This is a genomic window from Streptomyces spirodelae (genome assembly GCF_017676385.1).
GTDB classification, from domain to species: domain Bacteria; phylum Actinomycetota; class Actinomycetes; order Streptomycetales; family Streptomycetaceae; genus Streptomyces; species Streptomyces spirodelae.
Map to the genome: position 1 here is coordinate 53,230 of NZ_JAFFZN010000029.1, position 25,201 is coordinate 78,430.

Here is a 25,201-nt window from a genome sequence, read left to right on the forward strand (position 1 = left end):
GCGCCGGAGGTGAGGCAACAGCTCATTCTTCCATGGGCAGCGCGCGCGGCCAAAATCGGCCGCCTGTTCCGCACAGTCCCACCGGCGGCCGCCCAACCTGCCGACCCGCCGCCCCTTACTCCGCCGGGTGCCAGCGCCCGTCCGTGCCCTGCCGCCAGCCCAGCCCCTCCAGGGTGGCCCGGTCGTGCTTGTCGAGGGCTTCCGGGTCGCAGCGTTCGATCAGGTCGGGCCGGTTGGCAGCCGTCCGTGCGAACGCCTGGTCGCGGCGCCAGCGGGCGATCCTGCCGTGGTGACCGCTCAGCAGCACCTCGGGGATGCCACGGCCGCGCCACTCGGGCGGCTTGGTGTAGACGGGACCCTCCAGCAGGTTGGCCATCGTGCCCGGTGCGAACGAGTCGTCCTGGTGCGAGGCTGCGTTGCCGAGCACGCCGGGCAGCAGCCGGGCGATGGCCTCGACCATGACCAGGACGGGGGCCTCCCCGCCGGCGAGCACATAGTCGCCGATGGAGACCTCGCGCACATCGAGCCGGTCCGCGTACTCCTCGATGACACGGCGGTCGATGCCCTCGTAGCGGGCCGGGGTGAAGACCAGCCACGGCTTGTCCGCCAGCTCGACGGCCAGCTCCTGGGTGAAGGGGCGGCCGCTGGGAGTGGGGACGACGAGTACGGGCGGCTCCTGGTCCGGCCCCTCCGGCTCGCCCGTCGCCAGCACCTCGTCCAGCGCCTCGCCCCAGGGCTCCGGCTTCATGACCATGCCGGGGCCGCCGCCGTAGGGCGTGTCGTCGACGGTGTTGTGCCGGTCGTGTGTCCACGTCCGCAGGTCGTGGACACGGACATCGAGTACGCCGCGCGCCCGGGCCTTGCCGACCAGCGAGACGTTCAGCGGCTCCAGGTACTCGGGGAAGATCGTGACGACGTCGAGCCTCACCGGGTGCTCTCCCGGCCCGGCCCCGCTGCCCCGCCCCCGGCCTCACCGTTCGCATCCGCCTCACCGGGCGCACCGGTCTCCTCGGCCTCGCCGGTCCCGCCGGCCTCGTCTGCCTCGCCGGCCTCCTCGTCGGCCTCCTCGCCGAGCAGCCCGGGCGGCGGATCGACGACCGCGCGCTGCGCCTCCAGGTCGATCTCGGGGACGATCTCGCTGACGAACGGGATCAGCACCTCGCCGCCGTCCTCGCGGCGTACGACCAGCAGGTCCTGGGCCGGCAGGTGGGCGACGCTCTCGATACGGCCGACGACCGTGCCGTCCACCGTGACGACCTCCAGGTCGTCCAGCTGGTGGTCGTAGAACTCCTCGGGGTCCTCGGGGCGCTCGTCGGGGTCGACCTCGGCGACGAGCAGGGTGTTGCGCAGGGCCTCGGCCGCGGTGCGGTCGTGCACGCCCTCGAAGCGCAGCAGCAGCCGTCCGCTGTGCACCCGCCCGGAGGCGATGGTGAGCGGTCCGGCGGTGGGCGGGTCGGTGGTCAGCACGGCGCCGGGGGCGAGCCGCAGTTCGGGCTCGTCGGTCCTGACCTCGACCGTGACCTCGCCCTTGATGCCGTGGGCGCGGCCGATCCGCGCGACGACTAGCTGCACTGTGCTTCTCCGTGCTCGGTTCCGTGCTCGATGGGTGTCGGTGGTCTCAGAAGGGTGCAGGCGCGACAACGGGCCGGGGACGGCTTGGCTGCCGTCCCCGGCCCGTGCCGGTGCTGCATGCTGCGCTTCAGCGGACCTGGTCCACGTCGACGAGGTCGACGCGGATGCCCCGGCCGCCGAGCGCGCCCACGACGGTGCGCAGAGCGCGCGCGGTGCGCCCGTTACGGCCGATCACCTTGCCGAGGTCGTCGGGGTGCACCCGGACCTCCAGCACACGGCCGCGACGGAGGTTGCGGGACGCGATCTGCACCTCGTCGGGGTGGTCGACGATGCCCTTCACCAGGTGCTCGAGGGCCTCCTCGAGCATCCTCAGGCCTCGGTGGACTCGGTGGCGGCCGAAGCGTCGGTCGACTCGCCGGCGTCCGCCTTCTTGTCGGCCTTGTCAGCCTTCTTCGCCTTGGGGGTGATGGCCTCACCCTTCGGCTCGTCGGCGGACTCCTTGGCAGCGGCCTCGAAGAGGGCGCGCTTGTCGGCCTTCGGCTCGGCGACCTTCATCGGCTCCGGGGCCGGCAGACCCTTGAACTTCTGCCAGTCGCCGGTGACCTTGAGAATGGCCTCGACCGGCTCGGTCGGCTGGGCGCCGACGCCGAGCCAGTACTGGACACGCTCCGAGTCGACCTCGATGCGCGAGGGGTTCTGCACCGGGTGGTACAGGCCGATCTCCTCGATGGCCCGGCCGTCACGGCGGGTACGGGAGTCGGCGACGATGATGCGGTAGTGAGGCGAACGGATCTTGCCCAGACGCTTCAGCTTGATCTTGACTGCCACGGGTGTGGTGTCTCCTGGTCTTGACGTGGGTGGACACGGCGGACTGCCACGTGGGGTTGTAGCGCCGGGTGCCCGAATGGACGCGTCAGCCGGAGGAGAGAGGGGTCCTGTGCGGCTGCCGAGTTCAGCCGACCATGATGCCACACCGCACGGGCCCGGCAGAAACCGCCCCGGGCCCGGACGGGCGGTCGCGCGGGGTGTCAGCCGACGGCCATCGGCTCCGCAGCCGGCGCCGGGGCCGGCTCCGCGGGGATTCGGAACTGCTTTCCGCAGGCTCCGCACATGATCGGGGCCTGGGCCAGCACGGAGGGGACGACGCGGACGTTGCGCCCGCAGTCGCAGACGGCCTTGACCCGGACGCCGCCCCCGGAGGAGCCGTGCCGCGCGGCGGGGCCGCGGAAGCTGCGCCCGGTGTCGGTCTCCGTGGCGGCGCTGTACGCCTTCAGGGCCCGCTGGAGGCGTTCGACGGTGGGGCGGTACCGCCTTCTCGTCTCGGGCGTGAGCACCACGAGCGAGAAGCCGCTGCTGGGGTGCGGCTCCTCGGGGTGATCAAGGCCGAGCTCCTCGGCGATCGCCAGGAATCGGCGGTTGTGGTAGCGGCCCGCCCGTGAGGTGTCCCGGATGCCGCGGGCTGCGGCGATGCCGTGGACTGCCTCATGGAGCAGCCGTTCGAAAGAGAGCCCGGTGCCGCAGGCGGACGAGGACTCTCCGATGAGTGATTCGGGCGCGGCCAGATCCGGCAGCTCGGGGTGGTGCCGTTGAATGTCGGCCCAGGCGGCTGCCAGCTCGGCGGCGAGAACTGGTGGTGTCGTGCTCACGTCGTCTCCAACGAGCGGAGGTGCCTTCGTGTTCCGATTACGGGCCATCGCAAATATTTTGCACGTACCAGTCAGTTCTCGGTAATGCACGGGGAGATGGGTGCGGGTACGCAGATGTGGGCGCAACCCGCGCAGCTCTCCCAACTCACGCAGCCCGCCCAACCCACGCAGCCGCCCCAAGCCGGGACGTATCACCGGCCCCTCCCCCGGCTCCGTGATCTTCCCGATGGTACGGACGGCGAGGGACGAGTGCGGAGTCAGGCGGGACGAGTGCGGAGTCAGGCGGCGGAAGTAGTCGTTCTGAGCACCCGTCTGCCGCCGCGTGCCGCCCCGCGCGCGGGCGCCGAGGGGCGCACGCGGGGGGCGTGGAAGACAACCCAGCGCACCCCCTGGACTCAGGGGAGGATACGCAGTTCCCTGGCATACGGGGCACGGGCACCACTCGGGGGACCAAATCGCTGGACGGATCTTCGGATTGGGGCGTTGCGATGACACCCACGCTCGTACACCACCAGCACCCGACCCGCCTTCCCGGCGCCGACAGCGCGGCGCGGGTGCGGGACTGGGCCGAGATCCAGGAACGGATGCTGGTTCCGCTCTACGAGGCGGTGTACGAACGGATGGAGACCGGGCCGGGGAGCCGGGTGCTCGGCCTCGGCTGCGGTACGGGCCTCGCGCTGCTGCTGGCCGCCGACCGCGGCGCGGGCGTACACGGCGCGGACACCGACACCGCCCGCCTCGAACTCGCCGGGCAGCGGCTGCTCGGCCCTGCTGGAGCCGGCCAGGACGGACCCACGGGAGCCGGCCAGGACGGACCCGCAGACGACAGCCAGGACGGCCCCGGCAGCCCGGACCGGGAAGCGCGACTCACCTACGGCACGGCACTGGAGGCGGTCGCCGCCGGGGCGCGGCCGACGCTGGTGACCGCGTTCGGCACGCTCCCAGGGCAGGAGGAGCTCGTACGGCTGCGGGAGAAGCTGGGCCGGGGTGTCGCTGTCGTGCTGGCCGGGTGGGGGCCGATGGAGCGGTGCGCGGTGGCGCCCGCGCTGCGGGTCGCGGCCCGGCTGGCCGAGCCCGCCGAGGCGGGCCCCGACTGGTGCGGCCGGGACGACCTGGAGGAGCTGGCGGCGGGCGGTGGGCTGCGGCTCGAGGGGTCGGGGCGGGTCGCCTGCCCGTTCGGCTACGCGGACATGGCCGCTGCGGTGCGCGGGCTGCTGTCGACCGGGCTGTACGACAGCGCGGTGCGCGCCACCGACGAGGAGCAGGTGCTCAAGGAGCTGGTGGAGGCGCTCCACCCGCATCTGCGCGCGGACGGCACCGTGTGGATGCCGAACCTGTTCCGGTACGTCGTCGCCCGTACGTGACCCGCCGCCCCAGCCGTACGGCGCCGCCGCCCCGTCCGACACGCGTCAGTCCAGGCCCGGCCACTCCTCAACGGTCAGCGCGAAGCGCTCGTGGTCGCGCCAGGCGTCGTTGATGAACAGCATCCGGGGCGAGAAACCCTCGTGGCGGAATCCGAGCCGCTTGGCCATGGCCAGGGAACGCTCGTTCTCCGGCTGGACGTTGATCTCCAGCCGGTGCAGCCCCAGGCCGTCGGGCCCCGGCTGGAAGCAGCGGTCGACGACCAGCCGCAGCCCTTCGGTCATCCGCCCGGTTCCGGCGTAGGGCACGTAACTGTCGTACCCCAGGGCGCCGTTGCGGAAGCGGGCCCGCACGATGTTGGCCACGTTCACCCGCCCGACCAGGCCCTCGTCCGCGCGGTCGAGGATGAGGAAGGTGCGCAGCGCGGGCCCCTGGCGGCGCAGCAGATCCGGGAAGCCGTCCGGCTCGACGGGGTTCCACGGGCGGAGATGGTCTGCCGAGCGGACGACCGCCTCGCTGTAGAGCTGCTCGTCGGCGGGCCGCGGAGGGCGGATGTATACGCGCATGAACGACATCATCCGCCTCTGCCGCGGCACGCTCACTTCGGGGGCAGGATGTCCTTGAACTCCTGGGGGAGTTCGAAGTTGCCCGGGTCCTGGCCGGGGCCCGGGATGCCGAAGGCCCCGCCCTCGCCGCCCTGTTCCCGGCGCGCGGCCGCCGCCTGCTCCTCCTGCTTGCGCTTCATCGGGTTGCCCGACTGGCGCTTGCCCTTGGCCTTCTTCTGCTTGCCCTTCTTCTTGCCGCCGCCCCCGCCGGGCATACCCGGCATGCCCGGCATCCCGGGCATGCCGCCGCCCTGGGCCATCCGGGACATCATCTTGCGGGCGTCGAAGAAGCGCTCCACCAGGCTCTTGACCGCGCTGACGTCAACCCCAGAGCCGCGGGCGATACGGGCACGCCGCGAGCCGTTGATGATCGTCGGCTCCGCGCGCTCCGCGGGGGTCATCGACTTGATGATGGCGGCGGTGCGGTCGACCTCGCGCTCGTCCAGGTTGTTGATCTGGTCCTTCATCTGGCCCATGCCGGGCATCATGCCGAGCAGCTTGGAGAGCGAGCCCATCTTGCGGACCTGCTCCATCTGGGCCAGGAAGTCGTCGAGCGTGAACTCCTTGGGCCCCTTCGCCAGCTTGGCGGCCATCTTCTCGGCCTCTTGCTGGCTGAAGGTCTGCTCCGCCTTCTCGATCAGCGTGAGCATGTCGCCCATACCGAGGATGCGCGAGGCCATCCGGTCGGGGTGGAAGGCGTCGAAGTCGTCCAGCTTCTCGCCGTTGGAGGCGAACATGATCTGCTTGCCGGTGACCTGCGCGACCGAGAGCGCCGCACCGCCGCGCGCGTCGCCGTCGAGCTTGGAGAGGACGACGCCGTCGAAGCCGACGCCCTCCTGGAATGCCTCGGCGGTGGTGACGGCGTCCTGACCGATCATGGCGTCGACGACGAAGAGGACCTCGTCCGGGTTGACCGCGTCGCGGATGTCGGCGGCCTGCTGCATCAACTCCTGGTCGATACCGAGGCGTCCCGCGGTGTCGACGATGACCACGTCGTGCTGCTTGTCACGCGCGTAGGTGATCGAGTCCTTGGCGACCTGGACCGGATCTCCGACCCCGTTGCCCGGCTCCGGCGCGAAGACGGCGACGCCCGCGCGCTCGGCGACGACCTGGAGCTGGTTGACCGCGTTCGGGCGCTGGAGGTCGGCTGCGACGAGCATCGGGGTGTGCCCCTGCTGCTGCAGCCAGCGGCCCAGCTTGCCCGCCAGGGTCGTCTTGCCCGCGCCCTGGAGACCGGCGAGCATGATGACGGTCGGCGGGTTCTTGGCGAACCTCAGGCGCCGCGTCTCGCCGCCGAGGATGCCGATCAGTTCCTCGTTGACGATCTTGATGACCTGCTGGGCGGGGTTCAGCGCCTGGGAGACCTCGGCCCCCAGCGCGCGCTCCTTGACCTGCTTGATGAAGGCGCGCACCACAGGGAGCGCGACGTCCGCCTCGAGCAGGGCGATACGGATCTCGCGCGCGGTGGCGTCGATGTCCGCCTCGCTGAGGCGCCCTTTGCCCCGGAGGTTCTTGAACGTCGCACTCAGGCGGTCGGAAAGGGTATCGAACACAGCGCTCGTCGGTCCTCGGGTCGGTGGCGGAGTCAATCTCTGCCAAGGGTAGCCGCCTCACGGGCCGCGCCATCCCGCCTGTCCCGATCCGGGACGGCACCCGGCCCGGCCCTGGCCCCGCAGGGGCTCAGCGCAGCTCGGTCTCGACGTGCTGTGCGAGGCGCGCCGCCGCCAGGTCGGTCAGGGGCGCCCCGGCGGCGTCCGTCACATAGAAGGCGTCGACGGCGTTGGCTCCCAGGGTGCTCACATGGGCGCTGCTGACCCGCACACCGGCCTCCTCCAGGGCCCGGCCGATGCGGTACAGCAGTCCGGGGGCGTCCTGGGCCCGCACCTCGATGACGGTGGCCGCGGCGGAGTCGCCCGGGGCGACGGTGGCCCGTGGCGGCGGTGGCTTCACCCCGGTGCGGCGCGGCCGGTAGGCGGCCTCCCGTTCGGCCAGCCGGGAGGCGAGGCCCAGGGAGCCGTCGAGGGCCCGGACGACGTCCTCGCGCAGCCTCGCCGCCTGCGGGAGCGACCCGTACTGCGCCGCCACCCGCCAGGTGAGCAGCAGCACGCGCGGGGTCTCGCCGTCCACCTCACCGGGCAGCTGGGCCAGTCGCAGATCAGCGGCCCGGACGGTCAGCTTGTGCAGGGCCAGCACTCCGGCGACTGCCGGGAGCACGCCCGACCGCTCGGGCAGTGCCACGGACAGCTCCACTCCGACCGGCTCGGGCCCGTGCTCACCCTCCCGGCCCGTATCGGCAGGTCCCGCCTTCTGGGTGCGCAGCGCCAGTACGGGGCCGCCCGTGCGCCACGCCTCCATCGCCAGGCGTTCGCCCTCCGCCGTCAGCTCCTGACCTGCTGCCTGGTCGTTGGCGGGCTCACCGGCCAGTACCGCTGCCACCCGGGAGACCAGGTCGGATACGAGTGCGGCGCGCCAGGCGGACCAGGCTGCCGGACCGGTGGCCAGCGCGTCGGCCTCCGTGAGGGCGTGCAGCAGCTCCAGGGTGCCGGGCGAGCCCACGGCGTCGGCGACGGACCGCACGGTGGCGGGGTCGTCCAGGTTCCGCCGGGTCGCCGTCTCGACGAGCAGCAGGTGATGGCGTACGAGGGTGGCGAGCGTCCGGGTGTCGGCGGCGTCGAACCCGATGCGGGCCGCCAGGTCCCGGGTGATGGTCTCGCCGGTGACCGAGTGGTCGCCGGGCCAGCCCTTGCCGATGTCGTGCAGCAGCGCGCCGGTCAGCAGCAGGTCGGGCCGGTGCACGCGGCGGGTGAGCGCTGCGGCCCGTACGGCGGTCTCCACCAGGTGGCGGTCGACGGTGTAGCGGTGCACGGGGTTGCGCTGGGGGCGGCAGCGGACCCGCTCCCAGTCGGGCAGCAGCCGGGTGATCAGCCCGGCTGCGTCCATCGCCTCCCACACCGGGACGGTCGCCTCGCCGGCGCCGAGCAGGGTGACGAACTCCTCGCGCGCCTCGGCGGGCCAGGGCACGGGCAGATCCGGCGCGGTACGGGCCAGCTTGCGTACGGCGGGCAGCGCCAGCGGGAGCCCGGCCTGGGCCGCGGCGGCCGCGGCGCGCAGCGGCAGCACAGGGTCGCGGTCAGGGCGGGCGTGCAGGGCGAGCGCCGCCTCACCCTCGTGCTCGACCACGCCCTCCGCAAGCGGGGTCCGCTCCTGCGCCGACGCGCCCGGGCGCCCGCCGGAGCGCTTGGCGCCCAGCAGTCCGCGCAGCCGGGCGCCGCGCGGGGAGCCGGTACGGGCCCGCAGCACCCGCTCCACCTCGCGCCAGGTCACATCGCCGGCGTAGCTGACGGCCCCGGCGGCCTCGTAGACGCGGCGCAGGAGGGCGTCGGAGTCCAGCAGGCCGAGCGCCGCCGCGACCTGGTCCTGGTCCTGGAGAGCGAGCCGGTCGGTGGCGCGGCCGGTGGTCAGATGGAGCGCGTCGCGGACGTCGAGGAGGGTGTCCCGGGCCTGGGCGAGGCCCTCGCGGGGGGCGTCGGCGAGCCAGGACGCGGCCACGGCGCGCAGCGCGGTGAGGTCCCGCAGCCCGCCGCGCGCCTCTTTGAGGTCGGGCTCCAGCAGGAAGCGCAACTCGCCGTGCCGCCGAGCCCGTTCGGCGGCGTACTCGCGCAGTTCGGGCAGCCGCGAGCGGGCTTCGGCGCGCCAGCGGGCGAGCGCGGCGGTGCGCAGCTCGGCCGTGAGGTCCTCGTCCCCGGCCACGTGGCGGGCCTCCAGCAGGCCGAGCTGCACCTTGAGGTCGTCCGCAGCGGCGGTGCGTGCCTCGGCCAGGGTGCGTACGGAGTGGTCGAGCGCCAGCCCGAGGTCCCAGACCGGGTACCAGAGGCGGTCGGCGAGAGCGGAGAGGGCGGCGGCGTCGGTGCTCCCGTCGTGCAGCAGAAGCAGGTCGAGGTCGCTGCGCGGGGAGAGCTCGCCGTGCCCGTAGCCGCCGACGGCCACCAGCGCGGTGCCAGGCGGCGCGGCGGCGAAGAGCCTGGCCAGCCACCGGTCGGTCAGCCCGGCCAGGGCGCGGCGGCGGTCGGGCCCGGACAGCTCGGTGTCCCGCAGCAGACGTACCCGGGCCGCCGCGTACCCCTCGCCCGTGCGGTCCGGGCCGCGGCCCGGGCCGCCCCCCGCAGGCGCTTCCGCACCCGGGCCGTGCTCCCCCGGGGGCACCTCGTCAGGTGCCCCCGCCGTCCGTGCCGCCGCCGCGTCCCTCACAGCGCGTCCGGTCCCCGCTCACCCGTCCGTACCCGGACGGCCGTCTCGACGGGCACCATCCACACCTTCCCGTCGCCGATCTTGCCGGTGCGTGCGGCCTTGACCACGATCTCCAGGAGCTGTTCGGCGTCCTCGTCCTCGGCGAGCACCTCGATGCGCACCTTGGGGACGAGGTCGACGGTGTACTCGGCACCCCGGTAGACCTCGGTGTGACCGCGCTGCCGCCCGTAGCCGCTGGCCTCGGTGACGGTGAGGCCCTGGACTCCGAAGGCCCGCAGCGCCTCCTTCACCTCGTCGAGCTGGTACGGCTTGATCACGGCGGTGATGAGCTTCATGCGTCCACCTTGCTGTCGTGGCTGTCGTGACGGGCGGTGTTCGCGGCCACGCTCTCACCGGCCGCGGTTCCGGAACCCGGCAGCCCGCCCCGGTCGCGGACCGAGGAGCCGCCGACGGCGCTGAAGTCGTACGCGGTCTCCGCGTGGAATGCCTGGTCGACGCCGGCCGCCTCGTCGTCCGGGTCGGCGCGGAAGCCGATGGTGGCCTGTACCAGTTTGGCCAGCAGCCAGGAGACCGCGAAGGAGAACGCCATCACCGAGAAGGCGCCGAGCGCCTGCTTGCCGAACTGGGTCAGGCCGCCGGCGCCGTCCACGGCCAGGAAGCCGACCAGCAGGGTGCCGATGACGCCGCCGACCAGGTGCACACCGACCACGTCCAGCGAGTCGTCGAACCCGAGCTTGTACTTGAGGCTGACCGCCCAGGAGCAGGCGGCGCCGGCCACGACGCCGATCAGCAGCGCGCCCATGGCGTTGACCGCGGCACCGGAGGGGGTGATCGCCACCAGCCCGGCGACCGCGCCCGAGGCGGCGCCCAGCGTGGTGAACGCGCCGTGCTTGATCCGCTCGTAGATCAGCCAGCCCAGCATGGCGGCGCCGGTGGCGAGCTGGGTGTTGAGCGCCATGGTGGCGGCGGTGCCGTCGGCCGCGAGCGCGGAGCCGGCGTTGAAGCCGAACCAGCCGAACCACAGCAGCGCGGTGCCGAGCATGACCAGCGGCAGGCTGTGCGGACGCATCGGGTCCTTCTTGAAGCCGATGCGCTTGCCGACCACCAGCACCGCGGCCAGCGCCCCGATACCGGCGTTGATGTGGACGGCGGTACCGCCCGCGAAGTCGATGACCCCCAGGTCGAAGAGCCAGCCGCCCTCGGCCCACACCCAGTGCGCGACGGGGAAGTAGACGACCGACACCCAGAGGGTGAGGAAGACCGCCCAGGCGCTGAACTTGACGCGGTCGGCGAGGGCGCCGCTCATCAGCGCCGGGGTGATGATCGCGAACATCATCTGGAAGAGGACGAAGGCGAAGACGGGAATGCCGCCCTTCCCGGTGAGGGAGTCGGGCGAGATGCCTTTCAGACCGATGAAGTCCAGATTTCCGATGACACCGCCGGTGTCAGGGCCGAAGGCCAGCGAGTATCCGTAGAGCACCCACAGCACACTGACGATCGCCAGCGAGATGAAGGACATCATCAGCATGTTCAGAGCGCTCTTGACCCGGACCATGCCGCCGTAGAAGAAGGCGAGGCCAGGCGTCATCACCATCACCAGAAACGCGCTGACCAGGACGAAGGTGGTATCCGCGCCGTTCAATGTGGACGTCTCCTCGGGGTACGCGACCCTGCGGGCCGGTGCGGCACCTCCCGGCCGGGGCCGGGGAGGCAGGGGGGCGGGTTGCGTGCAAGGTTTCCGAAGCCCGGTTTCGGCCGTCGCCTCCCGGTGTTTCGAAGCCGTGAAAACCCGCCCGCCGGTGTTACGAGGAGATGAAGCGTGAGCTGCCCAGCGGCAACGCGCGTACGCTGCGCCCGCACGTGGCTGCCGAGCGCCTTGGGGGTCTCAGCCCGCCGCGGCCTCGCTGTCGGCCAGTTCGACGCGGAGCCGCTCGCTCAGCTGCACCACATCGGCCAGCTCGCCGAACTCGCGGACGGCACCCGCCGTGGTGCGGCGCAGCCGGTTGTTGACCCGCTCCGAGCGCAGCCGCTTGGCTACGCCGAGGGCCTCGCTCGCCCGGGCCACGCACCCCTGCGGCTCCCGCTGGAGCAGGTGCACGCTGGCCATGCCGATCAGGTTGAGCGCGTAGGAGCGCTGGTGGCCGCCGCCCTCCGACTCGCGGGCCTCCTGCGCGAACAGTTCGACCGCGCGTTCCATGGCCGGGCGCGCCAGCGAGGCGTAGGTGGGGCTGCGTCCGGAGGAGTAGGCGAGGTCGCGGTAGGAGTGCGCGTTCTCCGCGTACAGCTCGGCCTCGGAGAAGAACCTGATCCAGTCGGGGTCGGCGTCCGAGCGGTCGATGTCGGAGAACGTTTCTTCCGCCATCCGCACCGCGCGTTTGCACTTGCCCGGCTGCCCCATGTTGGCGTAGGCGCGGGCCTCCATGGCGTAGAGCATGGCCTGGGTGCGCGGGGTGGCGCCCTCGCGGCTGCCGTACTGCGCGAGGTGGACCAGTTCCAGCGCGTCCTCGGGGCGGCCCAGGTGGATCATCTGACGGCCCATCTTGCTGAGCACATACGACCCCAGGGGGCGGTCGCCGGCCTCCTTGGCGGCGTGCAGCGCCAGGACGAAGTACTTCTGCGCGGTGGGCTGGAGCCCGATGTCGTAGCTCATCCAGCCGGCCAGCTCGGACAGCTCGGCGGTGACGCGGAAGAGGCGGCGCCTGACGGGCTCGGAGTGCTGCTCCTGGAGCAGGTCGGTGACCTCGTGCAGCTGGCCGACGACGGCCTTGCGGCGCAGCCCTCCCCCGCACTGCGCGTCCCAGGTGCGGAACATCTGGGTGGTCTGCTCCAGCAGCTCCAGCTCCGGTGCGGACAGCCGCGGCCCGCGCCGCAGTCCGCCACCGGCAGGTGTCTCGGGCTGCTCGCCGTACGCGTGTCGCTGCCGTCCCGGGTGCGGGCCCTGCCCGCCGCGTGCCGCCTCGCCGCGCAGGCCGTCACGGGGCGCGGGGACGGTGTGCCCCGCCGGGCCCGGCTGGTCCCCCGCCGGTCCGCCCTCGGTGCCCGTGCCGGGCACCAGCCAGCGCTGCATCGGCTCGATCAGCGCGGGGCCCGCCGAGACGTTGAGCGAGGTGCCGAGAAAGCCGCGGCGGCCCAGCATCAGATCGCTGCGGGTGAAGTCGCTGATCATCGCCACGGTCTGCGGCCCGGCCCAGGGCAGGTCCACCCCTGAGGCCGCGGGGGACTGCCGCGCCGGACGCAGCCCGAGGTCCTCGACGGCGACGACGCAGCCGAAGCGCTCGGAGAACAGTTCGGAGAGGATGCGGGGGATCGGCTCGCGCGGCTGTTCACCGTCCAGCCAGCGGCGCACCCGGGAGGTGTCGGTGCTGATGTGGTGTGCGCCCAGTTGGCGTGCCCGGCGGTTGACCTGGCGGGCCAGCTCGCCCTTCGACCAGCCACTGCGCATGAACCACGAGCCCAGCCGCTCGTTCGGGCTCTTGCTCGCCTGGCCTCGCTCAGCCACTGGTAACGCCCCCATCCCGCCTCGGTGACGCGCTCAGGCGCCGGCCGGTCCGCGCTCCCCGGCCCGTCCGCCGCACCCTCGACCCCGCCATGCCTCCGGCATAATCCGCCGCTGCGCTCTCTCCACTGTGTGTACCGAAAGTAATCCTACGATCACGAGCGGGGCGAGTGTAATTGCAGAATCGCCACCATTCGCCACCCCTTCGGATGAACCCTGAACCGCTCGGACGCGCTTGACTTGACACCTGGGGGAAAACTCCACGGAGAGGCATCCGCACCCTTCCCGTCCTCACCCAGGAGTCCGACCGTCACTGTGTGCAACGTCGCCGTAACCATAAGCATTCGGGACCCGTTGGAGTGAGCATGGGCTTCACGATCGGCGCCATCAGCGGTCTCAGCGGCATCCGCGAGATCCGCGAGCTGCGGCCCGGCGCACGCAGGCGCGAACGCGCCCAGGTGTGCACCACTGTCGCGGAGTACACGAGCCTGTGGGGCTGGGACGTGATCCCCGGCGCCCGGGCCACCCGCTCGGGCGGCCGCGTCGCCTGCTCCTGCGGTGCGCGTGCCTGCCCCTCCCCCGGCGACCACCCGCTCGACGCCTCGCTCGAAGTGCCCGCGGGCGCCACCCTCGATGAGGCCACCCGCGCCTGGTCCGCGGTCCCCGGTGCCGCCATGCTGCTCCCCACGGGCCGCGCCTTCGACGTGATCGAGGTCGCCGAGCGCGCCGGACAGTGCGCGCTGGTACGGCTGGAGCGCATGGGCGTGCCGCTCGGTCCGGTCGCGGCCACGCCGCACGGCCGGGCGTGGTTCCTGGTCGCCCCGGGCGCGGCCGCCGAGCTTCCCGAACTGCTCTACCGGATGGGCTGGGACGACGCCGATCTCGACCTGCGCGGCAGGGGCGAGGGCGAGCACATCACGGCGCCGCCGTCCGACCTCGCCGGTCTGGGCCCGGTGCGCTGGCTGCGCCCGCCGACGCTGGAGGCCGCGGGCCGCCCCCCGCAGGCCCGCCTGCTGCTGGGCACGCTGGCGTACGTGTGCCAGCGGGCCGGCGCCACGGCCCGTGGATGACGCCGACGGCCAGAGCCGACGGCCCTTAGCGGGGGCCCGGCTTGCCCCGCAGCTCCAGTGCCGGTAAGAGGCTGCCCCGGCCGGGGCGTGCGGTCTGCGGGTGTGCTGTGGCTGTGGGGGCACCTCCCGGCCGAAGGCTCGGGGAGCAGTTCCCGCGCCCCTGGCGGGGCGCGGGAACTGCTGCCGTGCGCGCTCAGCCCTCGCGGACCAGCGCGTCCACGAAAGCCTCCGCCTCGAACGGCGCCAGATCATCGGCGCCCTCGCCCAGGCCCACGAGCTTGACCGGGACGCCGAGCTCGCGCTGGACGGCGACGACGATGCCGCCCTTGGCGGTGCCGTCCAGCTTGGTGAGCACGATGCCGCTGATGTCCACGACCTCGGCGAACACCCTGGCCTGCACCAGGCCGTTCTGGCCCGTTGTGGCGTCCAGCACCAGCAGCACCTCGTCCACCGGGCCCTGCTTCTCCACGACGCGCTTGACCTTGCCGAGCTCGTCCATCAGGCCGGCCTTGGTGTGCAGCCGGCCCGCCGTGTCGACCAGCACCACGTCGGCACCTGCCTCGGTACCCTGCTTGACCGCGTCGAACGCGACCGAGGCGGGGTCACCGCCCTCGGGGCCGCGCACCGTACGGGCGCCGACCCGCGTGCCCCAGGTCTCCAGCTGGTCGGCAGCGGCGGCGCGGAAGGTGTCGGCCGCGCCGAGCACCACCGACTTGCCGTCGGCCACCAGCACCCGGGCGAGCTTGCCTGTGGTGGTGGTCTTGCCGGTGCCGTTGACGCCGACGACCAGCACCACGCCGGGCCGGTCGACGGCACCCTGGGTCTCGGTGTGCACCGTGCGGTCCAGGTCGGTGCCGACCAGCTGGAGCAGCTCCTCGCGCAGCAGGCCGCGCAGCTCCTCGGGGGTGCGGGTGCCCAGCACCTTGACGCGCTCGCGCAGCCGCTCCACCAGTTCCTGGGTGGGGCCGACGCCGACGTCGGCGGTCAGCAGGGTGTCCTCGACCTCCTCCCAGGTCTCCTCGTCCAGGTGCTCTCGGGACAGCAGGGTCAGCAGGCCCTTGCCGAGGGAGTTCTGGGAGCGGGAGAGCCGGTCGCGCAGCCGCACCAGGCGGCCCGCCGTCGGTGCCGGCGTCTCGATCTCGGGCGCGGCCGTCGCCGCCTCGGCGGTGGCCGGCGCCTCCGCCTCCTCGGCCTCGGGAAGGCCGACCTCCTCGATCGTGCGGCGGGCCCCTTCGGGCGGCGCCTCCGCCTCCTCTCCGACCTTCGGTTCCGCGGTGCGGGTGGGGGTCCGGGTGGTGCTCTCGGAGGTGTCGGGCTGCTGGGCCTCGGCCGCCTTCTTCCTGCGGCCGGTGACCACGAGCCCGCTGATCGCGGCGAGCGCGATCACAGCGATGACTACTACAAGGATGACGATTTCCATAGCCGCTCCAGTATCGGCCACCGTCAACGCTTCACCGCCATTCCCTCTTCGCGCGCGCTGGGCTACGGTCCGGCACTCACCGTTGCCGTCTGCCGGATGGAGGTCCTCGTGACCGTGACGACCAATGTCCGCTTCAACCTCGTCCAGCCCGAACAGCCGCCGGGTGGCCGGGATTCGGCCGAGCGGCCGGTGGACCGCTACCGGGCGGCCCTGGAGCTGGCGGGCTACGCCGACGAGCACGGTGTGACGTCTCTCATCGTCGAGGAGCACCACGGCTCGCCGGACGGCTGGCTCCCGGCGCCGCTCGCGTTCGCGGGCGCCCTGCTGGGCCGCACCCGCAGCACACTGGTGACGGCCTGCGCGATTCTGGCGCCGCTGTACGACCCGCTGCGACTGGCCGAGGACATCGCGGTGCTGGACCTGGCCGGGGGCGGCCGGCTGGTCACGGTGGCCGGAATCGGCTACCGGCCCGAGGAGTACGAAGCGCTCGGGCTGGACTTCTCGCGACGCGGCGCCCTGCAGGACGAGGTGCTGGAGACACTGCTGGCAGCCTGGAGTGGAGAGCCGTTCAGCTACCGGGGCCGTACGGTACGCGTCACCCCGCGCCCGCACAGCCGTCCGCATCCGCCGCTGTTCGTCGGCGGCAGCTCGCGGCCCGCCGCGCGCCGCGCCGCACGGCTGGGTCTGCCCCTCTTCCTGCCCGCGCACCTGCCCGAGCTCGCCCGCTACTACGAGGAGCGCTGTGCGGCGGCGGGCGGCGCTCCGCTGTGTCTGATGCCACCGCCCGAGCTGCCCGCCGTCCATCTGACCGAGGACCCGGACCGGGCGTGGGAGGAGCTGGGTGACCGCTTTCTGTACGAGGCGCGGCAGTACGCCTCCTGGCAGACGCCGGATGTGCACTCCGTGATGCGGGCGCGCGCCACCACCGTGGCCGAGCTGCGCGCGGAGGGCGTCTACCGCTTCCTCACCCCCGGGGAGTGCCTGTCGATGGTGGAGCGGCAACCGGCCGGGGCACGGCAGATCCTGCTGCATCCGCTGTGCGGCGGGATGCCGGCCCAGGAGGGACGGCGGTCGCTGCGGCTGCTGGTGGAGCAGGTCATGCCACATCTGAAGGAGATCGAGGAGTGACCGTCTGCCCGCCCTGCCAGTGCCCGGACAGCCCGCTGCCCCGGCTCCTGGCGAAGGAGCCGGGGCAGCGCCGTACGAGGAGTGGGCGGCGGGGGCTTAGCCCATCTCCTCCAACGCCTTGCCCTTCGGCTCCGGCACCCACTTGAGGATGAACGGAATCGAGAGCAGGGCGAAGATCGTGTAGCCGACGTAGGTGGCGGACAGGTTCCACTCCGACAGGCTGGGGAAGCTGGCCGTGATGACCCAGTTGGCGACCCACTGCGCGGAGGCGGCGACACCGAGCGCGGCGGCGCGGATCTTGTTCGGGAAGATCTCGCCGAGCAGCACCCAGACGACGACACCCCAGGAGAGGGCGAAGAAGAGGGTGAAGGTGTGCGCACCGACCAGGGCGACCACGCCCTGTGCGTCCGGCAGCGAGACGTTGTCGCCGGAGCCGGTCTTGGCGGAGAACGCCCAGGCGACGGAGGCCAGCGAGAGGGTCATACCGACCGAGCCGATCAGCGCCAGCGGCTTCCGGCCGACGCGGTCGACGAAGATCATGGCGATGACGGTGCCGATGATGTTCACGATGGAGGTCGTGAAGGAGTAGAAGAACGAGCTCTCGGGGTTGATACCCACCGACTGCCACAGCGTCGAGGAGTAGTAGAAGACCACGTTGATGCCGACGAGCTGCTGGAAGACCGACAGCCCGATGCCGACCCAGACGATGGGCAGCAGGCCGAAGCGTCCACCCAGCAGGTCCCGGAAGGTGGACTTGTGCTCGCTGCGCATCGCGGTCTCGATCTCACCGATCCGCACATCGAGGCCCTCGTGCTCGCCCTCGACGCCGGCCAGCACCTCGCGGGCCCTGTCGCGACGGCCGACGGAGATCAGGAAGCGCGGCGACTCGGGGATGGAGAAGGAGAGCAGGAAGTACCCGACCGCGGGGATCACCATGATGCCGAGCATCCACTGCCAGGCCTCCAGGCCGGCGACGTCACCGCGCTGCTTGCCGTCGGCGAGGTTGAGGATCGCCCAGTTGACGAGCTGCGAGACGGCGATGCCCAGCACGATCGCGCCCTGCTGGAAGGAGGCGAGGCGGCCGCGGTAGGCGGGCGGGGAGACCTCGGCGATATAGGCCGGGCCGATGACGGAGGCCATACCGATGGCGATACCGCCCAGCACCCGCCACATCGCCAGGTCCCACAGCGCGAAGGGCAGGGCCGAGCCGACGGCGCTGACGATGAACAGGACGGCGGCCACCCGCATGACCTGGATCCGGCCTATGCGGTCGGCTATGCGTCCGGCGATGGCGGCGCCGATGGCGCTGCCGATGAGCGCGGCGGCGATGACCTGCGCCAGCATGGCTGAGCCGACGTCGAAGCGGCCGCGGATCGCCTCCACCGCTCCGTTGATGACTGAGCTGTCGTAGCCGAAGAGAAAGCCGCCCATGGCGGCTGCGGCGGTGATGAAGACGACACGGCCGAGGGGCGCGGTGTGCGCTCCCGTGCCTGGCCGCGACTGCGGCGCTTCCTGCGCTGTGCTGGTCAAGATCTACTCCTGAGGTACCCCGGCAACGGTGCCGGGCGGGGACACCACCGTCAAAGGTCGAAGACGGGCCTGCGCGGAGGTAGCGCGCTGGCCTCCTGCTTAACGGCGGCTTCTCAGACTGTAAATCTTCAATTCATGAAGTCAATAGGTCGGCTTCTGCGAATCAGAGCACACAAGAAGCGATCATCGTTCGACTTCTGAAATGAAGCGACCGCTTTCTGACGGTTCCCGACCGTTTCAGGAGAGCCGCTGGCTGATCACCTTGGAGACACCGTCGCCCTGCATGGAGACGCCGTAGAGCGCGTCGGCGACCTCCATGGTGCGCTTCTGATGGGTGATCACGATCAGCTGCGAGCTGTCCTTGAGCTCCTCCATGATCCGGATGAGCCGCTGGAGGTTGGTGTCGTCCAGCGCCGCCTCGACCTCGTCCATCACATAGAACGGGCTGGGCCGCGCCTTGAAGATCGACACCAGCAGCGCGACCGCCGTCAGCGACCGCTCACCGCCGGAGAGCAGCGAGAGCCGCTTGACCTTCTTGCCCGGCGGCCGGGCCTCCACGTCGACGCCCGTGGCCAGCATGTCGTCGGGGTCGGTGAGCACCAGCCGCCCCTCACCGCCCGGGAAGAGCCGCGAGAAGACGCCCTCGAACTCGCGCGCGGTGTCGTGGTACGCCTCCGTGAAGACCTGCTCGACCCGCTCGTCGACCTCCTTGACGACCTGGAGGAGGTCGGCACGCGTCTTCTTCAGGTCCTCCAGCTGCTCGCTGAGGAACTGGTGCCGCTCCTCCAGCGCCGCGAACTCCTCCAGGGCCAGCGGGTTGACCTTCCCCAGCTTCTGGTAGGCACGCTCGGCCGCCTTGAGCCGCTTCTCCTGCTCGGCGCGGACGAACGGCACCGGTTTGTTGCGCGGGTGCTCGGGGTCTTCGGGCAGCTCCTCGCCCTCGGCGGGCGGGGACGGCGGCACCAGTTGTTCTGGCCCGTAGTCCCGGACCAGTCCCTCCGGCTCGACGCCCAGTTCCTCCAGGGCCTTGGTCTCCAGCTGCTCGATGCGCATCCGCTTCTCCGCGCCGAGCACCTCGCCCCGGTGCACCGAGTCGGTGAGCTTGTCCAGTTCCTCCTTGAGGGCCCGGACCGCTGTGCGCTCCTCGGCCAGCGTCTGCTCGCGCTCGGCCTTGGCCCGCTCGATGCTCTCGCGCTCCTCCCCCGCCCGCTCCAGCGATGCCTCGACACAGGCGAGCAGCTGCCGGGCACCGTCGGCAACGGCCTGTGCGACCTCGGCCTCGTGGCGCAGCCGCGCCCAGCGTTCCTCGGCCCGTGCCCGGACCTCGCGCTCGGCACGGGCGCCCCGGTCGAGCGCGTCGGCGCGGCCCGCGATGGCCTTGACGCGCTCCTCGTGCGTACGGACCTGGAGGCGCGCCTCCATCTCGGTCTGGCGCGCGTTGGCGCCGTCGGCGGCGAGGCGGTCGCGGGCGGAGGTGTCGGGGTCGTCGCTCCCTTCCCGCTCCTGGGACTCTTCCGCGGTGGCGAGGCTCTCGGCCAGCTCTTCGGCCTCCTGGCGCGCCTTCGCGAGGGCTTCCTCCGCCTTGCCGACGGCCGCGGCCGCGCGTTCGGCCTCTCCTCGCGCCGCCCGCGCCTGGCCGGCGAGGGTGCCGACCCTCCCGGCGACCTTGGACTTCTCGCGCTCCGCGCTGCTGCGCTGCCGGGCCAGGTCCTCCACCCGGGCCGCCGCCGCCCGGCGGGCCTCCTTGGCCTCGGCCTGGGCTTCCCTCAGCCGTTCGCAGCGGGTCTCCAGCTCGGTGAGCTGTGCTGCCGCCTCGTCCACGGCCGCCTGGGCCTCCAGCAGGGAGGGCGCCCCCTCCGAACCGCCGCTGGCGCGGTGTGCTGAGAGGAGGTCGCCCTCGGCGGTGACCGCCTGGTACCCGGGGTGGCGCCTGACGAGCTCCTCGGCGGCCTCCAGGGTGCCGACCACCACCGTGTTCCCGAGCAGGTACGCGAGGGTGGCGCGGAGCTGTTCCGGCGCGGCCACCAGCGAGACGGCCGGTGTGCCGTGCGCGGACGCGGGGCCGTTGCCGTCGGCGGGTGCGGCCCCTTCCTCACCGGGCCCCGGTCCGGAAGGCGCGGCCGGGCGGAACGACGGCCCACCCGCCTCGTTCGCCACCAGCAGCGTCGCGCGGCCGCCGTCCTCCTTGCGCAGCAGGCGCAGCGCCTCGGCCGCCGTGGACACATCGGTGACCGCGACCGCGTCGGCAGCCGCCCCCAACGCGGCCGCTATCGGCAGCTCGTACCCGGAGGTCACCGTCAACAGCTCGGCCGCGGGGCCGAGCAGCCCGGTGAGGCGGTCCTTGGCGGCCAGCAGTGCCGCCGTGCCGTCCTTGCGGCGGAGGTTGAGGGCGAGGGTGTCATGGCGGGCCGCGGTCGCCGCGCGGTCGCGTTCGGCCTCGGTGAGCGCTTCGCGGGCTGAGCCGAACTCCGCCTCGGCCTCGGCCAGTTCGCGCTTGGCGTGCTCGTGGCGGTCGGCGAGCTGCTCGTCGCCCTCGTCGAGCCCTTCGACCTCGCCGCGCAGCGCCTCGTACTCCGCCGCTGCCTGCTCGGCGCGGTGAAGGGCGTCGTCACGTGCGGTGGCCAGGCGGTCGATCTCGGCCTGGGCCGAGGCGACACGGCTGCGCGCAGCCCCCGCCTTGCCGCGCAGACGTTCGAGCCCCTCGCGTCGCTCGGCGAGCGCCCGCGCCTCGTCCCGCAGGCGGCGCTCCTCCTGCTCCAGCCGGCGCTCCAGCTCGGCGCGGTGTGCGACCGTCTCGTCCAGTGCCGTGGTGGCGGCCTCCAGTGCGGCCTCCAGCTCGGCCTCCTGTTCGCGGACGCGGGCCGCCTCGCGTTCCATCTCCTCCGGGTCGCGCCCCCTGCGCTCCTCCGGCTGGGGCGCGGCGGCGTGCTGGACGCGCTGGTCGGCCAGGCCGATGGTGCCGCGCACCCGCTCGGCCAGCCGGGAGAGCTCGTACCAGGTCTGCTGGGCGCGCTCCAGCCGGGGCGTGAGGGTGCGGACCTGCTGCTCGAGGTCGGCCTCGCGGCGCAGCGCCTCCTTCAGCTCCGCCTCGGCGGCCTGTTTGCGCTGCTTGAGTTCGGCCTCGTCGGCCACCTCGGTGCGCAGCGCCTCGCGCAGCGAGACCAGGTCGTCGGCGAGCAGCCGCAGCCGGGCGTCCCGCAGGTCCGCCTGGATGACCTGGGCCTTACGGGCCACAGCCGCCTGCCGGCCGAGCGGCTTGAGCTGGCGGCGCAGCTCGTCGGTGAGGTCCTGGACGCGGGCCAGGTTCGCCTGCATGGCGTCCAGCTTCCGCAGCGCCTTCTCCTTGCGCTTGCGGTGCTTGAGGACGCCGGCCGCCTCCTCGATGAAGGCGCGGCGTCCGGTCGGGTCGGCGTGCAGCACCCCGTCGAGCTGGCCCTGGCCGACGATGACGTGCATCTCGCGGCCGATGCCGGAGTCGGAGAGCAACTCCTGGACGTCGAGGAGCCGGCAGGTGTCACCGTTGATCTGGTACTCGCTGCCCCCGTTGCGGAACATGATCCGGGTGAGGGTGACCTCCGAGTACTCGATGGGCAGCGCGCCGTCGGAGTTGTCGATGGTCAGCGAGACCTCGGCCCGGCCCAGCGGCGGGCGCCCGGTGGTCCCGGCGAAGATGACGTCCTCCATCTTGCCGCCGCGCAGCGACTTGGCGCCCTGCTCGCCCATCACCCAGGAGAGGGCGTCGACCACGTTGGACTTGCCCGAGCCGTTGGGGCCGACGACGCAGGTGATGCCGGGCTCGAAGCGCAGCGTCGTGGCGGAGGCGAAGGACTTGAACCCCCGCAGTGTCAGGCTCTTGAGGTGCACGCGTCCGGACCTTACCGAGGTTGGCCCGGGGATGTCGCGCCGACGGCCCCGGAGTCCCGCGCCGGGTTTTCCGCCCCCTTGTGACCCGTTATCGGCGCGGAGGGTTCACCCGCTGTTCGCGCAGGGGTTCCAGCGCGTGTTCGTGCAGGGGTTTCACCGGGAGGGGGCCAGGGCAGATGAGACGTAACGAGACGCACCCTGACGAGCACAGACCCCACACCGGCGGACGGCCGGTGGGCAAAAACTAAGGGACGCCGGAGCGTCCCTTGAGATTTCTGAGTACGGCTGTCCTGCTCAGCCCGTCCTGCCCGGCGGGCGTGGATCAGGTCAGCGCAGGCTCGGCCGTCTTCACGTCGATGTCTTCGAACACCGAGTCGCGGTTCCGAGCGGCGGCGGACAGAGCGTCGTTCTCGGCCTGCATCCGTACGAGTTCGGATTCCAGGTCCTGCACACGCTGCTGCAGCCGTCGCATCTCGGCGAGCACCCGGGGGTCGTAGCCGCCGACGTGACCGAGAAGCGCCTTTGCCATGATGGATGGTCCTCCACACTGAGTGACCGACCGTGGGTTTGGTGGGTCGTGAGGGATTCGCACCGTTGAGGGTCTGTTCTGGACTTTTGCTAAAGGTTCTCTGGATCAAACAGCTCAGGTGCGCGGGGTTTCAGGATCTCACCAAATGGTTTGACGGTCAACACGATCACACGTCACGCCCCCCGGGCCTGCCTCGACTCGACGGCGTCCGGCGCCGGAGAAGGCTGTCCGCGAGGGTTGATGGAAGATCCACGGTGCTCACTCGTTGCCGCAGCTTTGCACGGTACGGCGGGAATGGCAACCGTATTGGATCAACGGATCGCGAAGCCGCGGTACCCCCCACGGGGTGTGTCCCAGATCTCGGTGACGCCGTCCACGTGTCCGGGCGTGTCGTCACCGCGCAGCCACTCCAGCAGCCGCTCGCAGTCCGCCCTGGTGCCCTCGGCGACGATCTGGACGCGGCCGTCACCGAGGTTGAGCGCGAAGCCGACGAGGCGGCCGATCCGCAGTGCCGCCGCCCGGGTGAACCAGCGGAAGCCGACCCCCTGCACCTCGCCCCGTACCCAGGCGGTCAGCCGCGCGGGCTCGTCGGGCCGTGCCAGGGCAGGCCGTTCGGGCAGCTGTTCGCCGCGTTGTTCACTCAACTTCTCGCGCGGTGTGCCGTCCGTGCGCTCGGTCGGGTTGATGGCAGCCATAGGTGCACGCTATCCGGACAATTCCCGAGCGGACACATCAGGCCCCGTGGGGATGCCGTACATTGCCCGGCAACTCTCTTCACACCTCGCTCACACCCGGGGGTGAAGGGGGAAGCGACAGTGCCGCCGTACCGCCGAGCAATGTGAGGACAGCACAGATGGGCCGCCATCGACGCGCTACCCCCACTCCTGCCACCGCACCGGAGCCCGCCGAGCCGCAGCCCGCGCCCCGGCACCATGCGGGCAGACGCCGCAGACGCGCGGCGGCCCCGGTACGGACCGGCCTGCTGGGGGCCTCAGCGGCCCTCGCGATGGGCACCGTGGCCGTGGCCTCCGGGCTGATACCCGCGCCCGGCGGGCTCGGCGGCCCACGGGACGGCCGGGTACAGGCCGACGGCACCGACGAACCCGCCTCCCCGCCGCTGACCGGCACCCCCTCCGACCCGGCCGCCACCACGGCCCCCGGCCACGACGACGGGCGCGACCGCAGCCCCCGGCCGACGCCCACCCGGGACCGCGCCCGTCCCAGCGGGAAGCCGGAGGCCACTCCCTCGACGCAGCCGTCGAAGACCCCCGAGCGCCCGCGCGGCAAGGGGCGCGGCTCCCGCTCGGACGACGACACCAAGGCCGGGCCGGGCAAGGCGGCGGGCGGCAGCACCGCAGCGGCCGATCAGGAGGCCGCCGCCGAGAGCGAGGTCCTCGCACTGGTGAACCAGGAACGGGCCAAGGCGGGCTGCCGGCCGCTCAAGGCGGACCGCCGGCTCACCGGGCTGGCCGGCGAGTACAGCGAAGACATGGCTCGGCGCGGCTTCTTCTCGCACACCTCACCCGACGGCAAGAGCCCCTGGGCCCGGGCCGAGGCCGCGGGCATCAGCGACCTGGGCGGCGAGAACATAGCGCGCGGCCAGGCCAACGCCCGTTCGGTCATGGACTCGTGGATGCACAGCCCAGGCCACCGGGCCAACATACTCAACTGCGACTACCGCACCCTGGGCGTCGGTGCCCACTTCGCCGAGGGCGGCCCCTGGTGGACCCAGGACTTCGGCTTCTGAGAGTGCGGCTCAGGCCCTGGCGCGGGGGGCGCGCTGGCAGCGGGGGCAGAAGTAGCTGGAGCGGTTCATCCAGGCGCTGCGCCGCATCGCGGTGCCGCAGCGCCTGCAGGGCTCGTCCTGGCGGCCGTAGGCGTCCAGTGAGCGCTCGAAGTAGCCGGACTCGCCGTTGACGTTCACATAGAGGCTGTCGAAGCTGGTGCCCCCCTGGGCGAGTGCTGCGGTCATCACGTCCCGTACGTGCCCGATCAGCTCGGTGGTCCGCGCCCGGGTCAGGGTGGCCGTGGGGCGGTCGTAGTGCAGCCGGGAGCGCCACAGCGCCTCGTCGGCGTAGATGTTGCCGACGCCGCTGATCAGCGACTGGTCCAGCAGCGCGCGCTTGATCGTCGTACGGCGGCGGCGCAGGGCCGCGTGGAAGGCGGCCTCGTCGAAGTCGGGGTCGAGGGGGTCGCGGGCGATGTGCGCGAGCACATCGGGCAGCCCGTCCTCGGCGGCCGGGTGGAGGGAGAGGCCGCCGAAGGTGCGCTGGTCGACGAAGCGCAGCTCGCCGCCGTCCGCGTCCTCGAAGGTGAACCGTACGCGCAGATGCCGCTCATCGGGGGTGCCGGGCGGCTGTATGAGCAGCTGCCCGCTCATCCCGAGGTGGGCGAGGAGTGCGTGGGAGCCGTCGTCGACGGGCAGCCACAGATACTTGCCCCGGCGCCTGGCCGCGGCGATCCGGCGGCCCGCCAGCCGCGCGGTGAAGTCCAGCGGTCCGGCGGTGTGGCGGCGGATGGCACGGGGGTGGAGCACTTCGGCGGCGGCGATGGTGCGGCCGCCTGCCCAGCGTTCGAGGCCGCGGCGTACGACCTCGACTTCCGGCAGCTCGGGCACGGGACTCCTCGTCTGGCAGGGCCCCGCATCCGGGGCCGGGAACACCACCGGCCGCCCGGGAGGGGCGGCCGGTGCGAGCGGCGCGGTCGGCGCTCGGAACGTGTGGTGCGGGCG

21 protein-coding genes are annotated in these 25,201 nt (G+C 72.4%); 4 read left to right on the plus strand and 17 right to left on the minus strand.

Annotation, left to right across the window (positions count from 1 at the left end; genetic code table 11):
- Positions 1-115: 115 nt before the first annotated feature.
- From trmD to JW592_RS26455, 5 genes are all read right to left on the minus strand, one after another.
- On the minus strand, positions 116-928 hold the full coding sequence (gene trmD, locus JW592_RS26435) for a tRNA (guanosine(37)-N1)-methyltransferase TrmD (RefSeq protein ID WP_209267750.1): 813 nt from the start codon (positions 926-928) through the stop codon (positions 116-118).
- A complete protein-coding gene (gene rimM / locus JW592_RS26440) occupies positions 925-1,572 on the minus strand; it encodes a ribosome maturation factor RimM (protein ID WP_209267751.1) in 648 nt (215 codons plus the stop codon). Before rimM ends, trmD begins: the two co-directional genes overlap by 4 nt.
- A gap of 127 nt (positions 1,573-1,699) precedes the next feature.
- Positions 1,700-1,939 (minus strand): RNA-binding protein, encoded by a 240-nt coding sequence (locus JW592_RS26445; RefSeq protein WP_099884612.1) that lies wholly within the window; start codon positions 1,937-1,939, stop codon positions 1,700-1,702.
- Positions 1,940-1,941: 2 nt separating this feature from the next.
- The gene (rpsP, locus tag JW592_RS26450) at positions 1,942-2,400 is read right to left on the minus strand and encodes a 30S ribosomal protein S16 (RefSeq protein WP_209267752.1); all 459 of its coding nucleotides are present in this window, start codon (positions 2,398-2,400) and stop codon (positions 1,942-1,944) included.
- A 200-nt stretch (positions 2,401-2,600) separates the two neighbouring features.
- Positions 2,601-3,266 carry a hypothetical protein gene (locus JW592_RS26455; RefSeq protein ID WP_209267753.1) on the minus strand — a complete coding sequence of 222 codons (666 nt, stop codon included), beginning with the start codon at positions 3,264-3,266 and terminating at the stop codon, positions 2,601-2,603.
- Positions 3,267-3,706: 440 nt separating this feature from the next.
- Here JW592_RS26455 and JW592_RS26460 point away from each other — a divergent pair, with 440 nt between their 5' ends.
- Positions 3,707-4,582 (plus strand): MDR/zinc-dependent alcohol dehydrogenase-like family protein, encoded by an 876-nt coding sequence (locus tag JW592_RS26460; RefSeq protein ID WP_209267754.1) that lies wholly within the window; start codon positions 3,707-3,709, stop codon positions 4,580-4,582.
- 45 nt (positions 4,583-4,627) lie between these two features.
- Here JW592_RS26460 and JW592_RS26465 read toward each other — a convergent pair whose 3' ends face one another.
- The 6 genes from JW592_RS26465 to JW592_RS26490 all read right to left on the minus strand — a co-directional run bounded on the left by JW592_RS26465 (position 4,628) and on the right by JW592_RS26490 (position 12,947).
- Positions 4,628-5,146, minus strand: a complete 519-nt coding sequence (locus tag JW592_RS26465; protein WP_229376897.1) for a GNAT family N-acetyltransferase — start codon at positions 5,144-5,146, stop codon at positions 4,628-4,630.
- A gap of 32 nt (positions 5,147-5,178) precedes the next feature.
- Entirely contained in the window at positions 5,179-6,738 is a 1,560-nt protein-coding gene (gene ffh, locus JW592_RS26470) for a signal recognition particle protein (RefSeq protein WP_209267755.1), read from the minus strand.
- 127 nt (positions 6,739-6,865) lie between these two features.
- Positions 6,866-9,283: a [protein-PII] uridylyltransferase gene (locus JW592_RS26475; RefSeq protein WP_229376912.1), complete on the minus strand. Its 2,418-nt coding sequence runs from the start codon at positions 9,281-9,283 to the stop codon at positions 6,866-6,868.
- Between the two features lie 146 nt (positions 9,284-9,429).
- A complete protein-coding gene (locus tag JW592_RS26480) occupies positions 9,430-9,768 on the minus strand; it encodes a P-II family nitrogen regulator (protein WP_099884599.1) in 339 nt (112 codons plus the stop codon).
- A complete protein-coding gene (locus JW592_RS26485) occupies positions 9,765-11,075 on the minus strand; it encodes an ammonium transporter (RefSeq protein WP_209267756.1) in 1,311 nt (436 codons plus the stop codon). Before JW592_RS26485 ends, JW592_RS26480 begins: the two co-directional genes overlap by 4 nt.
- 243 nt (positions 11,076-11,318) lie before the next feature.
- Positions 11,319-12,947 carry an NsdA family TPR-like regulatory protein gene (locus JW592_RS26490; RefSeq protein WP_209267757.1) on the minus strand — a complete coding sequence of 543 codons (1,629 nt, stop codon included), beginning with the start codon at positions 12,945-12,947 and terminating at the stop codon, positions 11,319-11,321.
- A 347-nt stretch (positions 12,948-13,294) separates the two neighbouring features.
- On the opposite strand from JW592_RS26490, the gene JW592_RS26495 reads away from it, so the two are divergent.
- Entirely contained in the window at positions 13,295-13,999 is a 705-nt protein-coding gene (locus tag JW592_RS26495) for a bifunctional DNA primase/polymerase (RefSeq protein WP_209267758.1), read from the plus strand.
- A 193-nt stretch (positions 14,000-14,192) separates the two neighbouring features.
- Here the strand turns inward: JW592_RS26495 and ftsY are convergent, their stop codons facing one another.
- Positions 14,193-15,419: a signal recognition particle-docking protein FtsY gene (gene ftsY / locus JW592_RS26500; RefSeq protein ID WP_209267759.1), complete on the minus strand. Its 1,227-nt coding sequence runs from the start codon at positions 15,417-15,419 to the stop codon at positions 14,193-14,195.
- A 108-nt stretch (positions 15,420-15,527) separates the two neighbouring features.
- Between ftsY and JW592_RS26505 the strand changes: the two genes are divergently transcribed.
- The gene (locus JW592_RS26505; RefSeq protein WP_307805557.1) at positions 15,528-16,547 is read left to right on the plus strand and encodes an LLM class flavin-dependent oxidoreductase; all 1,020 of its coding nucleotides are present in this window, start codon (positions 15,528-15,530) and stop codon (positions 16,545-16,547) included.
- A gap of 96 nt (positions 16,548-16,643) precedes the next feature.
- Here JW592_RS26505 and JW592_RS26510 read toward each other — a convergent pair whose 3' ends face one another.
- The 4 genes from JW592_RS26510 to JW592_RS26525 form a co-directional block, all read right to left on the minus strand.
- Complete coding sequence (locus JW592_RS26510) at positions 16,644-18,077, minus strand: sugar porter family MFS transporter (protein ID WP_209267761.1); 1,434 nt, start codon at positions 18,075-18,077, stop codon at positions 16,644-16,646.
- 237 nt (positions 18,078-18,314) lie between these two features.
- Positions 18,315-21,941 carry a chromosome segregation protein SMC gene (smc, locus tag JW592_RS26515; protein ID WP_209267762.1) on the minus strand — a complete coding sequence of 1,209 codons (3,627 nt, stop codon included), beginning with the start codon at positions 21,939-21,941 and terminating at the stop codon, positions 18,315-18,317.
- Between the two features lie 322 nt (positions 21,942-22,263).
- Complete coding sequence (locus JW592_RS26520) at positions 22,264-22,470, minus strand: hypothetical protein (protein WP_209267763.1); 207 nt, start codon at positions 22,468-22,470, stop codon at positions 22,264-22,266.
- Between the two features lie 311 nt (positions 22,471-22,781).
- The gene (locus tag JW592_RS26525; RefSeq protein WP_209267797.1) at positions 22,782-23,072 is read right to left on the minus strand and encodes an acylphosphatase; all 291 of its coding nucleotides are present in this window, start codon (positions 23,070-23,072) and stop codon (positions 22,782-22,784) included.
- Between the two features lie 251 nt (positions 23,073-23,323).
- Between JW592_RS26525 and JW592_RS26530 the strand changes: the two genes are divergently transcribed.
- Positions 23,324-24,217: a CAP domain-containing protein gene (locus JW592_RS26530; protein ID WP_209267764.1), complete on the plus strand. Its 894-nt coding sequence runs from the start codon at positions 23,324-23,326 to the stop codon at positions 24,215-24,217.
- 9 nt (positions 24,218-24,226) lie between these two features.
- On the opposite strand, the gene mutM is transcribed toward JW592_RS26530, so the two are convergent.
- Positions 24,227-25,087, minus strand: a complete 861-nt coding sequence (gene mutM, locus JW592_RS26535; protein WP_209267765.1) for a bifunctional DNA-formamidopyrimidine glycosylase/DNA-(apurinic or apyrimidinic site) lyase — start codon at positions 25,085-25,087, stop codon at positions 24,227-24,229.
- Positions 25,088-25,201: the final 114 nt, after the last annotated feature.

Coding starts and splice junctions, on each gene's coding strand:
- JW592_RS26445 (WP_099884612.1), bottom strand. CDS start 1,939: ATGCTCGAGGAGGCCCTCGAGCACCTGGTGAAGGGCATCGTCGACCAC.
- JW592_RS26455 (WP_209267753.1), bottom strand. CDS start 3,266: ATGGCCCGTAATCGGAACACGAAGGCACCTCCGCTCGTTGGAGACGAC.
- JW592_RS26460 (WP_209267754.1), top strand. CDS start 3,707: ATGACACCCACGCTCGTACACCACCAGCACCCGACCCGCCTTCCCGGC.
- JW592_RS26465 (WP_229376897.1), bottom strand. CDS start 5,146: ATGCGCGTATACATCCGCCCTCCGCGGCCCGCCGACGAGCAGCTCTAC.
- JW592_RS26480 (WP_099884599.1), bottom strand. CDS start 9,768: ATGAAGCTCATCACCGCCGTGATCAAGCCGTACCAGCTCGACGAGGTG.
- JW592_RS26490 (WP_209267757.1), bottom strand. CDS start 12,947: ATGGGGGCGTTACCAGTGGCTGAGCGAGGCCAGGCGAGCAAGAGCCCG.
- JW592_RS26495 (WP_209267758.1), top strand. CDS start 13,295: ATGGGCTTCACGATCGGCGCCATCAGCGGTCTCAGCGGCATCCGCGAG.
- ftsY (WP_209267759.1), bottom strand. CDS start 15,419: ATGGAAATCGTCATCCTTGTAGTAGTCATCGCTGTGATCGCGCTCGCC.
- JW592_RS26520 (WP_209267763.1), bottom strand. CDS start 22,470: ATGGCAAAGGCGCTTCTCGGTCACGTCGGCGGCTACGACCCCCGGGTG.
- JW592_RS26530 (WP_209267764.1), top strand. CDS start 23,324: ATGGGCCGCCATCGACGCGCTACCCCCACTCCTGCCACCGCACCGGAG.